Origin of the sequence: Rhodoligotrophos sp. CJ14 (genome assembly GCF_038811545.1) — a bacterium.
Classification (GTDB): domain Bacteria; phylum Pseudomonadota; class Alphaproteobacteria; order Rhizobiales; family Im1; genus Rhodoligotrophos; species Rhodoligotrophos ferricapiens.
Genome location: NZ_CP133319.1, coordinates 2,377,668 through 2,390,341 on the forward strand (window position 1 = coordinate 2,377,668; position 12,674 = coordinate 2,390,341).

At 63.0% G+C, this 12,674-nt stretch carries 11 protein-coding genes; 9 read left to right on the forward strand and 2 right to left on the reverse strand.

The window, feature by feature from the left end:
- The first annotated feature begins 13 nt into the window (after positions 1–13).
- The 4 genes from RCF49_RS11100 (at position 14) to RCF49_RS11115 (ending at position 4,487) form a co-directional block, all read left to right on the forward strand.
- Entirely contained in the window at positions 14–1,645 is a 1,632-nt protein-coding gene (locus RCF49_RS11100) for an AMP-binding protein (RefSeq protein ID WP_342644080.1), read from the forward strand.
- A 40-nt stretch (positions 1,646–1,685) separates the two neighbouring features.
- Positions 1,686–2,843: an NADH:flavin oxidoreductase/NADH oxidase gene (locus RCF49_RS11105; protein WP_342644081.1), complete on the forward strand. Its 1,158-nt coding sequence runs from the start codon at positions 1,686–1,688 to the stop codon at positions 2,841–2,843.
- Between the two features lie 82 nt (positions 2,844–2,925).
- On the forward strand, positions 2,926–3,690 hold the full coding sequence (locus RCF49_RS11110; RefSeq protein WP_342644082.1) for an SDR family NAD(P)-dependent oxidoreductase: 765 nt from the start codon (positions 2,926–2,928) through the stop codon (positions 3,688–3,690).
- Between the two features lie 35 nt (positions 3,691–3,725).
- A complete protein-coding gene (locus RCF49_RS11115; protein ID WP_342644083.1) occupies positions 3,726–4,487 on the forward strand; it encodes a crotonase/enoyl-CoA hydratase family protein in 762 nt (253 codons plus the stop codon).
- A gap of 77 nt (positions 4,488–4,564) precedes the next feature.
- Here the strand turns inward: RCF49_RS11115 and RCF49_RS11120 are convergent, their stop codons facing one another.
- Positions 4,565–5,608, reverse strand: a complete 1,044-nt coding sequence (locus tag RCF49_RS11120; protein WP_342644084.1) for an amidohydrolase family protein — start codon at positions 5,606–5,608, stop codon at positions 4,565–4,567.
- A gap of 394 nt (positions 5,609–6,002) precedes the next feature.
- On the opposite strand from RCF49_RS11120, the gene RCF49_RS11125 reads away from it, so the two are divergent.
- The 5 genes from RCF49_RS11125 to RCF49_RS11145 all read left to right on the forward strand — a co-directional run bounded on the left by RCF49_RS11125 (position 6,003) and on the right by RCF49_RS11145 (position 11,321).
- Positions 6,003–7,232: an ABC transporter substrate-binding protein gene (locus tag RCF49_RS11125; protein WP_342644085.1), complete on the forward strand. Its 1,230-nt coding sequence runs from the start codon at positions 6,003–6,005 to the stop codon at positions 7,230–7,232.
- Between the two features lie 71 nt (positions 7,233–7,303).
- Positions 7,304–8,872, forward strand: a complete 1,569-nt coding sequence (locus RCF49_RS11130) for an AMP-binding protein (RefSeq protein ID WP_342644086.1) — start codon at positions 7,304–7,306, stop codon at positions 8,870–8,872.
- A gap of 36 nt (positions 8,873–8,908) precedes the next feature.
- Positions 8,909–9,904, forward strand: a complete 996-nt coding sequence (locus tag RCF49_RS11135) for an NADPH:quinone oxidoreductase family protein (RefSeq protein ID WP_342644087.1) — start codon at positions 8,909–8,911, stop codon at positions 9,902–9,904.
- Positions 9,905–9,930: 26 nt separating this feature from the next.
- A complete protein-coding gene (locus tag RCF49_RS11140) occupies positions 9,931–10,347 on the forward strand; it encodes a PaaI family thioesterase (protein ID WP_342644088.1) in 417 nt (138 codons plus the stop codon).
- Positions 10,348–10,490: 143 nt separating this feature from the next.
- Complete coding sequence (locus RCF49_RS11145; protein ID WP_342644089.1) at positions 10,491–11,321, forward strand: IclR family transcriptional regulator; 831 nt, start codon at positions 10,491–10,493, stop codon at positions 11,319–11,321.
- A 25-nt stretch (positions 11,322–11,346) separates the two neighbouring features.
- On the opposite strand, the gene RCF49_RS11150 is transcribed toward RCF49_RS11145, so the two are convergent.
- Positions 11,347–12,519 carry a thiolase family protein gene (locus RCF49_RS11150; RefSeq protein WP_342644090.1) on the reverse strand — a complete coding sequence of 391 codons (1,173 nt, stop codon included), beginning with the start codon at positions 12,517–12,519 and terminating at the stop codon, positions 11,347–11,349.
- Positions 12,520–12,674: the final 155 nt, after the last annotated feature.

Below are 12,674 nucleotides of genomic sequence, written 5' to 3' on the forward strand. Positions count from 1 at the left end.
GGGCTTACATTCCATGCTTTCTGATCAGATCCCGACCGGCCCACAAGCTGCCGCGGCGCAATCGCCCCTCTTCTCTCTTTTCGAGCGGCCTGCTGCCTCTGCCCCGTTCCTTATTCTTCCAGACCGTGTGGTGACTTACGGTGAAGTGAGCAAACGCGCCCATCACCTTGCCGCAGGTCTTCATGCGGCGAGGCTGAGGCGTGGCGATCGCATCGCCCTCATGCTGCCGAACACCCCCGAATGGCTTGTGATTGCCGCTGCATGCTGGCGGCTCGGCGTGGCCGTCATGGCGCTGAATGTTCGTCTGGGCACCAAGGAGCTGGGCGACCTCGTCGCCCGCACCGAAAGCAAGGCCATCTTCTATGCCCCGAACCATCGCGACGGGGCTTGCGCGGAGGTCATCGCCCAGACCGATCCGGCAAAGCTTGCGAGCCTGCGCTGGCTCGTTGCCTGCGATGGCGGCACGGCACTCTCGAATGTCGCGGACGCAACCCCGCTCAGCCTTGCGGAGATTGAGAATTCTGGCCAGGAGAGCCCTGACCAGAACGCTGTTGAGTCAGGCGGGCCGCAAGATCCGTGCCTGTTCCTCGCAACCTCCGGCACCACGAGCGCGCCCAAGCTCGTCACCCATATTCAGGAGCGCGTGGCCCGGCATGCTCAGGATTGCGCGCGCACGATCGGCTTCGATGATGAAAGCAAAGTGCTGCTGGCCATCCCGTTCTGTGGTGGCTATGGCTTCACCATCGCCATTTCCACCATAGCGGGCGGGCGCCCTCTGGTGCTCATGGACAATTTCGACCCGGCAGAAGCAGCCCGCCTCATCAAAGAGCATGCCGTAAGTCATGCCATGGGCACCAATGACATGCTCGACAAGATGCTGAAGGCGACCGACGCTGAGGCACCTTTCCCGAGCCTCAAATTCTATGGCCACGCCAATTTCACGCCCGGCCTGACGGAGCTGCCGGCGGAGGCTGAGCGGCGCAAGGTCACCATGCGTGGCTTTTACGGCCTCAGCGAGACCTTGGCCTTCGTTGCCGCGCAGTCGCTGAATGCCTCGCTCGAGCGCCGCGCTGAAGGCGGTGGCCGCCTCGTCTGCCCCGATGCCCGTTTTCGCATCCGCGATCCGGAGACGGGCCGCTCACTTGGTCCCGGCGAGGTCGGGGAGATCGAGATCAACACCCCCAACATGATGATTGGCTATCTCAACGATCCCGAAAAGACGCGCGCCGCAATCACGTCGGATGGCTATCTGCGCACCGGTGACTTCGGACAAATCGCTGACGATGGTGGCTTCACGTTCATCTCCCGCATGAATGACATGCTGCGGATCGGCGGCTATCTGGTCAGCCCCGTCGAGATTGAGGATGTGATCAAGGCCACGGGCAATATCGAGACTTGCCAGGTTGTTTCCGTCGAGACGGACAAGGGCGTGCGTCCCGTTGCCTTTGTGGTGCCCTCCGGCGATGGCGGAATCGACGAGAAAATGATCCTGCAACGCTGCCGGGCCGAGCTTGCCGTCTACAAAGTGCCGGTCGCCATTTTCGAGATCCGGGACCTGCCCGTTGTGCAGGGACCGAACGGCGTTAAGGTGAAGAAGCACGAGTTGAGGAATATCGCCAAGGAGCGCCTTGCTGCCGCCCGCTAGAGCATTTCGAGCCTAAGCGGCCGCTTCAACGAGAGAGCATATGCCTGCCAGCAAACTGTTTGAGCCGCTTACCATCAGAGAGGTGACCCTCTCCAATCGCGTCGTAGCATCGCCCATGTGGCAATATGCCGGGGAACGAGGCTATCCCACCGATTGGCATCTGATGCATCTCGGGCGCATGGCATCCGGCGGCACCGGTCTGGTGATGCAGGAAGGCACGACGATCGAAAAGCGGGGCCGTGGCACCGTCGGTGATCTCGGCATCTGGGATGACAGCTATATCGAGCCCCTGCGCCGCCTGGTCGGCATCATCAAGGCCAATGGCGCCGTGCCGGGAATCCAGCTCATGCATCCCGGCCGCAAGGCACGCCAGCACCGCCCCTGGGAAGGGCGCCGCCCGCTGGACCATTCGAGCGACCTCTGGGATTGGCACGAATGGGAAGTCATCGGCCCAAGCCCCATTCCGGTGGCTGAGGGCTTTCCCATCCCCCGCGAAATGACCGCAGCCGACATTCGCGCGGTGATCGGGGCCTGGGCCGCGGCCGCCGAACGGGCCGATGCCGCCGGTTATGAGGTGATCGAGATCCATGGCGCCCATGGCTATCTCCTTCACGCTTTCATGTCGGAAGCGGCAAACCAGCGTCGCGATGCATATGGCGGCTCGTTCGCCAACCGCATCCGGCTCACCCTCGAAGTGACCGAGGCCGTTCGCGCCGTCTGGCCTGAGCGCAAGCCGCTTTTCATGCGCCTGTCCTGTGTGGACGAGGTCGGCTGGACCATGGCAGAGACGATCAAGCTCACACGCGAGCTGATGGCACGCGGCATTGACGTGATCGATTGCAGCTCGGGCGGGCTCGGCGGGTCACCCGTCGCAGGCGCACGCGCCTATTACGGTTATCAGGTTCCCTATTCAGCCCGATTGCGACGTGAGACCGGCGTGTTGACAGCGGCGGTCGGGCTCATCGTGCATGCCGATCAGGCGGAAGGCATCATCGCCAATGGCGAGGCCGACCTGGTGGCGGTCGGCCGGGAGCTTCTCTACAATCCCAATTGGGCGGCCGATGCAGCACAAAAGCTGGACGCTTTGCCCAATTTCGACAACATGCCGGAACGGATGGGATTCTGGCTGCGCAAGCGCGCCCGGGCAGTCGAGGGCTTCGTGCCATCGACTTATGAGCCGGCATCTACCGAGGCATAGCAGAGCAAGCTGTTATCGGTGACGCCTCGCCGCTAAACATCTGCCCGATCGGGACGATCGCGATTATCGGAGGAAACGGAACATGGAGTTGAAGGGAATTGCCGCGCTGGTCACCGGAGGAGCCTCGGGCCTTGGCCGTGCGAGTGCCGAACGGCTGGTGGAACAAGGCGCTCGCGTCGTCATCGTGGACCTTCCGACCTCCGCGGGCGCCGAGACCGCGCGGGCCATCGGACCATCGGCCAAGTTCGTTGCGGCTGACGTGACCAATGAAGAGCAGATGCAGGCCGCCGTGGAGGCGACGGCGGAGTTCGGCGATCTTCGCGCGGTTGTTCATTGCGCCGGCCGCGGTGGCGCCCTGCGCATTCTCGACAAGGAGGGCAATCCGGGCTCACTCGACCATTATGAGGGGATCGTGCGCCTCAACCTCGTGGGAAGCTTCAATGTCTTGAGGCTCGCGGCCGCCCGCATGGCAAAGGCGGAAGCCATGGGCGAAGAGCGCGGCGTGATCATTCTTACCGCCTCCATCGCCGCCTACGAAGGTCAGATCGGCCAGATCCCCTATGCCTCCTCCAAGGCGGGCATTGTCGGCATGACGCTTGTCGCCGCGCGGGATCTTGCAAGCCGCGGCATCAGGGTCTGCACTATCGCCCCCGGCATCTTTGACACGCCATTGCTGGCGCGCTTGCCCGAGCCCGTGAAGGCCTCGCTGGGTGCTTCCGTGCCAAACCCGGCGCGCCTGGGGCGTCCGGAGGAATTTGCGCTGCTCGCCGAGCATATTATTCGCAACCCGATGCTCAATGGTGAGACAATCCGATTGGACGGCGCGCTGCGCATGGCGCCACGATAACCAGAACGACTGATCAGGAAGCTCCAGGAGGCAGCATGGCGGAAGTGAACTTCTCCGAACGCGATGGCATTGCCATCATCGAGATCAACCGGCCGGAGGCGCGCAACGCGGTTAACCGGGCCGTCGCCGAGGGCATTGCCCAGGCAATTGAGACCCTGGACGCGCGCGATGACCTGCGCGTCGGCATCCTCACGGGCGCCGGCGGCAATTTCTGCGCCGGCATGGACCTCAAGGCCTTCCTGCGCGGGGAAAAGGTGGTGCTCGAGGGACGCGGCTTTGCGGGGCTCATCGAAGCACCGCCGAAGAAGCCACTGATCGCCGCCACTGAGGGCTATGTGCTGGCTGGCGGCTTTGAGCTCGCGATAACCTGTGACCTCATCGTTGCCTCCCGCGAGGCAAAGTTCGGTGTGCCCGAGGTAAAGCGCGGGCTGGTCGCCAATGCCGGCGGTCTGGTCAGGCTGCGGCGGCAGATCCCGCAGCGGATCGCCATGGAGCTGGTGCTCACCGGCGACATGATCTCCGCCGAGCGTGCGGAGCGCTACGGGTTGATCAACCGGGTGGTGGAGCCCGGCACCGCCTTGGAAGAAGCGATCAAGCTCGCCAAAGCTATCGTCGAGAATGGCCCAATGGCGGTCTCGATCAGCAAGCGCGTGGTGCTTGAGTCGCAGGACTGGCCGACAACCGAGATGTTCCAGCGCCAGCGTGAGATTACGGCGCCGATCTTCACCTCGGAAGATGCCCGCGAGGGCGCCACGGCCTTTGCAGAGAAGCGCAAACCGGTTTGGAAGGGTCGCTAATCCAACTGCTGTTCCCAGAAAACAAGAAAAAGGCCGCCGTTCCCGGCGGCCTTTCTCGTGTTCGGAATCGAGCCCGGTCAGATCGAGAGACTGTAAACCCGCGCCGCCGTTCCGCTGAGCATGGCCACTTTCTCCTCAGCGGAATATCCGCTGACCAGCCGCTTGAAGGCGTTCCACAGAACGGCGTAGTTGCACGATATCTGGTCGACGGGAAAATTGCTCTCGAACATGCAGCGCTGCGGTCCGAACGCCTCAATGCAGGTCTCGACATAGGGGCGCCAAGCCGCGGCCATTTCCTCCGATGAAGGCGGCTCCGGCCGCTCGTGAAAGCCAAACCCGCTCAGCCGCATGGCAAGCCCGCCCAGCTTGACCGTTACATTTTCGTGGCGAGCAATCTCGAGGATGCCCTTCTTCCAGACAGTGAACACGTCCTCGCGCTTGCCGGCATAAGGGCCGATACCCACGGGCCCGCCCACATGATCAAGAATGATCGGCTGATCCGGAAACGTCTTCGCGAGGTCAGCCACATCGGACAGCTGGTGGTGATAGACCCACGCATCGAAGGTGAGGCCCAGCGGCTTTAGCTTGGCGAAGCCCTCACGCAGCTTCGCATCCAAAAGCAACTCAGGCGGTGGCGTGCGCATCGTCGAGCGCACCTCCGGGCTCGGATCCCAGGCCGTCGACTGGCGAATGCCTTTGAAGAAGCCGCCCCCGGCCTCGATATGCGCAACCAGCACCTCCTCCACGGAGGCGCCTTCGGTGAGATCCGCGCGGCTGACAATGCCTGCGCAAAGCCCGATCGGACCATATTTTCCTGCCGCGCTGTCCCGGGCGATCTCAGCGAAGAACTCGGTCTCGCCCACCGGCTTCATATTCTCTGGCCCGGTGGTGCGATAGCGCTCGGTGCAATCAACGAACACCGTGGCGCGCACATTGTGACCGGATCGAGCATCCGCCAGCATCTCTTCCGCCATGTAGCGGGTGCGTGGCGCGTCCCACAAATGGTGATGCGCATCGATCACCGGCAGATCCGGCTCGATGATCTCTTCCTGGCGCTTGCCGAGCCAAGCCGGATCGCCCGGTGGCAATATCGCATCGGAAGTCATTGGCTTGTCAGCCATACCTATCGCCCCTCCCTTGATATGATCAGCCCTCGGCGGAGCAGCCGCGAGAAATGGACCCGGCGAGAGTCGCGGAGCAATCCCGTGTTCCGACCGTTAACATTCACAGCCGAATGTTTTTTGTCAAGAACGCGATCAGACAACCATCGGCTCCCTGGGAACCCTCCCGCATTCTCTCTGTAGAACGCGGCGGCGTTGGTCGGCCTGCGCCTGTTCAGTAACGCTTCGAAAGAAACTGTCTCCCATCACATCAGCGCTTGACAAAAAGCATGCTTGTCTGAATGTTTCAGGCCAGTAACATCGTCAACCTGTGCCATGGCAGCGGCTCGGGGCACGGCATAGAGAACAGACAGGGAAACCGCAGGCCGGAGCCCGAGCCCCAGGGAGGATTTCCATGCGCTTTTCAAGAACGCTTCTCGCGGCGATTTCACTCTTCGCCGTCGCAGCCCAATCACCGGCGACTTTCGCTCAGAGCGCGCCTGTCGATGACGTCAAGGTGGGCGTGCTCACTGACATGTCGAGCGTCTTTTCCGACTTGGTCGGCAAAGGCTCCGTGATCGCAGCCCAGATGGCGATTGACGATTTCGTCGCGGCCGAGAAGCCCGATTTCAAGGTCTCCATGATCTCTGCGGACCACACCAGCAAGGCGGACGTGGCCTCGAACGTCGCGCGCCAATGGATCGACCAGGAGGGCGTTGATGTCATCACCGACATTGCCGGCGCCTCCGTCACGCTTGCGGTATCGAAGGTGGGTGCAGAGAAGAACAAGATCGTCCTTGCAACCGCCTCGGGCCAGAACAGCCTGACCAGCGAGGATTGCCAGCCGACGGCCCTTCACTGGACCTACAACACGCGCGCGGTCTCCGGCACCACCGCCCGCGCCGTCACCAAGGAAGGCGGCAACAAGTGGTTCTTCATCACGGCTGATTATGCGGGTGGCCGCTCCCTTCAGGAAGATGCAACCGAAGGCGTGCTCGCCGAGGGCGGCGAGGTCGTTGGTTCGATCAAGCACCCCTTCAACAGCCAGGACTTCTCCTCCCAGCTGCTCACCGCCCAGACCTCCGGCGCCAACGTGGTGGCCTTCGCCAATTCGGGCCCGGAGTTCGTGAACGGCACCAAGCAAGCGATCGAATACGGCATTAACACCCAGGCGAAGCTCGTCGGCCTGCTGCCATATGTGACCGACATCCACACCTTGGGCCTTGAAGCAACCCAGGGCATGTATGTGACCGATCCCGCTTATTGGGACCGCAACGATGCCACCCGGGCCTGGTCGAAGCGCTTCTTCGAGAAACACGGCAAGATGCCGACCTATGTCCAGGCAGGCCTCTATTCCGGCATCATGCATTACCTGAAGGCGGTCAAGGCCGCTGGTACGACCGACACGGAAGCCGTTCTCGCCAAGATGCGCGAGATGCCGATCAATGACGCGTTCACCGACAATGCCAAGCTGCGCGAGGACAACATGGTCGTTCGCGACATGTATGTTTACAAGGTGAAGGCGCCGGCGGACTCGAAGGGTGAATGGGACCTCTACGAGTATCAATACACCGTCCCCGGTGATCAGGCTTTCCGCCCGCTCTCCGAGAGCAAATGCCCCCTTCTCGCGAAGAACAAAGGCTGATCCACGCGAGATTGCCGCTGCGCGGGCAGCAGATGCCCGCCTGCCTCCTGTCCCCTCCAGGAAACGGGCCTATGCAGAACCAGCTTCATTCAGGCGGCACGGTCGGCCGCCTCATTATTGATGCCATTACCCGCTTTGCCGATCGCCCCGTTCTCGCCGACGGCCACGTGGCCTGGACCTATCGCGAGCTGGGCCGGCAGATCGGGCTTTACATGGCCTTCTACCGCTCGCTGGGCCTAGGCAAAGGCTCCGGCATCGCCATGGTGACGGGGAACCGTGCCGAAGCCTGGGCTTCGGTCTGCGCCGCCAATATCTTGGGCATGCGTCATACCCATCTCCATCCCATGGCAGGCGAGGATGATCACGCCCAGATCATCGATGATGCCAAGGCCAATGTTCTGGTCGTCGACGGCCGCCGGTTCGCCGCCCGCGGCCAGGCGCTCAAAGCCCGCTGCCGCAGCCTTGAGCATCTCGTGTCTTTCGGCCCGGTCGAGGGGGCTCATGACATCACGGCGGCCGCAGAGACGCTCGAGCCCGCGGAGCTCGTCGAGGAGAACGAGCCCGAGGACACCGTCCTCCTCACCTATACCGGCGGCACCACCGGCCGCTCCAAGGGCATCATGCTGCCCCACCGGGCGCTGGCCGCCATGACGCTCACCATTGCCGGTGAATGGGAATGGCCGAGCACACTGCGCTATCTTGCCATGACGCCGATCAGCCATTCGGCCGGGATCAAGCTCTACCCTATCATGCTGCGCGGCGGCTATGCGCGCATGATCGACGGCTTTGACAAGCAGACCTTCTGTGAGGTGGTCGAGGCCGAGCGCATCACCGCGACCTTTCTCGTTCCCACCATCATCACCACCCTCCTCCAGGACCGCGCTCTGCTCCAGCGCCATGATCTCTCATCCCTCGAGCTGATCATCTATGGCGCTGCCCCCATGTCCCCCGACCGCCTGCGTGAGGCAACCGAGCTCTTCGGCCCGGTCTTCATGCAGCTCTATGGCCAGTCGGAAGCGCCGGAATGCATCACCACCCTGCGCCGTGCCGATCACGACCTCTCGCGCCCGGAGCGGCTCGGCTCTTGCGGTAAGCCGACCGCGCTTTGCGAGGTGAAGCTGCTCGACAGCGAGCTCAACGAGGTCGCCCTGGGCGAGCCCGGCGAAATCTGTGTGCGCGGGCCGCTCGTGATGAACGGCTATTGGGGGCTGCCGGAGCTCACCGCCGAAACCTTTCGTGGCGGTTGGCTGCATACCGGCGATGTCGCTCGACGCGATGCGGAAGGCTATCTCTACATTGTTGACCGCACCAAGGACATGATCATCTCCGGCGGCTTCAACATCTATCCCCGCGAGGTCGAGGACGTGCTGGCCTCCCATCCCGCTGTGGTCTCCGCTGGGGTGATCGGCGTGCCCGATCCGAAATGGGGCGAGGCAGTGAAGGCCTTCGTCACATTGCGCGACGGCCGCAGCGCCACCGAAGCCGAGCTGCAGGCCTTCGTCAAGGAGCGCCGGGGTGCGCCATGGTCGCCCAAATCGGTGGAGTTCGTGACTGAGCTGCCATTGACCGGCTTAGGGAAGCTTGACCGTAAGGCTCTGCGCGCGCCCTATTGGGAAGGGCAGACCCGCGCAGTGTCCTGACCTAGCACTGGCCGGAGGCTGGAAGGAACACGGGCAATGAAAGCCATGCACTGTGTCGCCTATGGCGATCCGCCGGAACTGGCGATCGCGGCGGTTGATGATCCTCAACCGGGCCCCGGCGAGGTGCTGGCTGAAGTGGAGAGCGTTGGCATCGGCTATTTCGATGCGGTGCTGCTGGGCGGCAGATATCAGGAAAAGCCAGCCCTCCCCTTCATTCCCGGCCGAGAATTTGCCGGGCGCATCATCGATGTGGGTGCCGATGTCGACCGGAACCTGATCGGCAGGCGCATCGCCGGCCTCACCTTCAAAGGCTCGCTCGCGGAACGGGCGGTGGCCAAGGCACACGATTGCATGGTGATGCCGCCCAATCTGCCGGACGACATGGACGGCGCATTCCTGTCCGCCTATGCCACCTCGCTCTATGCTTTGGAGAGCTGTGGCCATATGCGGCCCGGCGAACGGGTGCTGATCCTCGGTGCCGCCGGCACGGTTGGCACCGCCGCGATCGAGATCGCCAAGGCCTTTGACGGCTTTGTCATCGCCGCAGCTTCCTCCCCAGAGAAGCGCGCCTTCTGCCTGCAACAGGGTGCAGATCTCGCGATCGACTACACCGCCGAAAACTGGCGCCGCACAATGAGCGACGCGCTAGGCACCGGTGGCGTTGATCTCGTGGTGGACAGCGTCGGTGGCGCCCTGTCGGAAACCGCCTTCCGCTGCCTCAACCCGGGCGGCCGGCACCTTGTCGTTGGCTTCTCCTCTGGTGAGATCGGCCGGCTGCCGCTCAACCTGCCGCTGCTCAAGCGGGCCAATGTGGTGGGCGTCGACTGGGGCGGCTTCATGCAGAAGGAACCCGAGCCAAGCCGAAAGCTTTTGGAGAGGCTTTCACAATTGCTTGCCGAGGGACGGATAAGACCAGAACCTGCGCGCATTCTCCCGGTGGATGCCTTGCCTGCCCTCCTGAAAGACCTTCTCGCGCGGCGCAATATCGGCAAGCCCGTCATCCGCGTGGCCGGAGATCCGAGCTTCCGATGAGTGCCGGACAAGGCAGAACCAGCGGCATGACGCTGGATCCCAGGCTGCATCATCTGCTCCATGAGGTAACGCTGGGCTCAGCCGTGGCCCGTTCCCTGGGCATCAGGCTCGACCGCATCTTGGACAATGGCGTCGTACTGGCCATGCCGTTCAAGCCGGCGACGATCAGTTTTGCTGATGTGATCCATGGCGGCACGATCGCGACCCTCATCGATATCGCAGCCGCTTCGGCGTTCGTGGCCGGCGCCCATCCAACCCTCAAGGGCGGGGCGACCACCAATATGACCGTGCACTTCCTCGCGGCAGCGCGCAGCACCGACCTCTTTGCTGAAGCCTCCGTAGTACGTCGTGGGCGCGTGCAAACCGTGACCGATGTGGCGGTCACCACGCCCGCCGGCCAGCTCATCGCCAAAGGGATCGTTACCAACCAAGGATTTTCATGAACGTCCACAACGCATGCAAGTGCCCTCCGGCATTTGTGCATTCTCCGCCAGAATGTTCATTCTCATAAGAGAATGTCATTCCGGACAAGCGGCCCCTTGTGCTATCCTGTGCTCTGTCGGGCTTAACGTCAGCCGGGATTGCGATGAGCGAGGCCGCCACCGAACGCAGACGCGCCGAAGGCGCACCGCCTTCCCGGGCGGAACGGACCTCTGGCACGCCCGCCAGCGGCAAGGTGGTTCCGGCGGTTGCCAGCGCAATCAGGATCCTGCGCTATCTGAGCACGGCACCGGAGCCGGCGGGGGTCAGTCGGATCGCCAGGGACCTGAAGCTCAACCCCTCCACTTGCTTCAACATTCTCAGAACACTGGCAGCCGAAGATTTCGTCTCGTTCGATCCCGTCGGCAAGACCTATGTGATCAGTTGGGGCGTGATGGACCTCGCCCACGGTGCGACCGCGCTCCGAGGCGACATCAACACCATACGCCCGCTCATGGAGCGCATTGCCCATGATCACGGGGTCACAGTGACCCTGTGGCAGCCAATATCCGCAAATCGCAAGGTGCTGATCCTGAGTGCCCATTCCCGCAGTGCCATGCGCATCCAGATGGCGATGGGCCAGCGCCTGCCCCTGCTGATCGGTGCGACCGGTCGGGTGATCGCCGCCTTCTCCAAGCTCTCCCGTGCCGAATTGCGCAAACGGTTTGAGGAGATTCGCTGGGACCGCCCGCTTTCCTTCGAGCAATTCATGGCGCAGGCCCGCGAGGCAGCCAAAAGCGGCTGGGCGACCGACGAGGGCAATTTCGCAACCGGCACCGTGTCGATTGCCGTTCCCGTCCTGAATGATGATGGCATCGCGGTGATGACCGCGACCGCGACCATGTTCACCGGCCAGTACGACAGTGAGCGCGCCGCGGCGGTCGTGGCTGACCTGCAGGAGCTCGCGGCGCGTTTGAAATATTTCGCCACCCAGTGAGATGGCGCGCTAAGCCGTAGCTTGCTCAGTTCACCCGCTCGATGATGGTGGCCGTGCCGAGGCCACCAGCGCAGCACATGGTCTGCAACCCATAGCGCCCACCGCGCCGTTCGAGTTCGTTGAGCATTGTCGTCATCAAGCGCGCGCCGCTCGCGCCGAGCGGATGACCGAGCGCGATCGCGCCGCCATTCACATTGAGCCGGTCGTGGCTGACGCCGAATTCCTCCATCCACATCAGCGGCACCGGCGCAAAAGCCTCATTGACCTCGAAAAGATCGATGTCGGAGAGGGTCAGCCCTGCTTTATCCAGCACTTTCCGGGTGGCCGCGAGCGGACCCGTCAGCATCAGCGTCGGATCCGACCCCACCGTCGTCATCGCGACCACGCGCGCACGAGCCTTCACCATGTGACGGTCGGCCGCCTCGCGCGACATGATCAGAAGAGCCGCGGCACCATCCGAGATTTGCGAGGCATTGCCGGCCGTCACCCGCCCGTCCGGCCGAAAGCTCGTCTTCAGCGTTGCGAGCTTCTCGAGCGTGGTGCCCCGACGAATGGTCTCGTCATCGGCCACATATCCGGCCGTTCCTTCGGCATCTTTCTCCTGCCAGGCGGGAACATCCACAGGAACGATCTGGTCCTGGAACGCCCCGGCATCCGCCGCCTCGGCAGCACGCCGGTGGCTTTCCATGGCATAGGCGTCCAGATCTTCACGGCTGAATTTCCAGATATCTGCAAGGCGCTCGGCCGCCTCTCCCTGCGAGGTCATCTCGAACCGCTCGAGCACCTTCCAGCCGAATGCCTCGCCATGAATCTGGCGATTGCTGCCCATGGGTACCCGGCTCATGGATTCGACCCCGCCCGCGATCACCACGTCATGAATCCCGGCCGCGATCTCGCTGGCGGCAACATGGACGGCCGCTTCGGACGAGCCGCACTTCCGATCCACCGTCATGCCAGGAATCGCCTCCGGCCAGCCGGCACTGAGCAGGGCCGTGCGCGCCACATTCGCGCTCTGCTCGCCGATCTGGGTGACGCAGCCGAACACCACATCCTCGACGACGTCGGGCTTGAGCCCGTTTCGCGCGAGCAACCCCTGCAGCACGGTCGCCCCGAGATGATCGCCGCGCACGGTGCTCAATGCTCCCCTGAAACGCCCCATCGGGGTGCGCAATGCGTCGATGATGAGGATGTCCTTCACCGCTGTCCCTCCAAGCTCGGCCGAGTGCCTGATCCCTGCTCGGCACTACCGCTTAATCCGTACCGACTGCCAATGCAGCCTAATTCTTAGAGTAGAATATCATTTCCTTATGAGATAGCATCCCGAAAAGTCGGGGCCAGTCTGCGCAAAGAGCA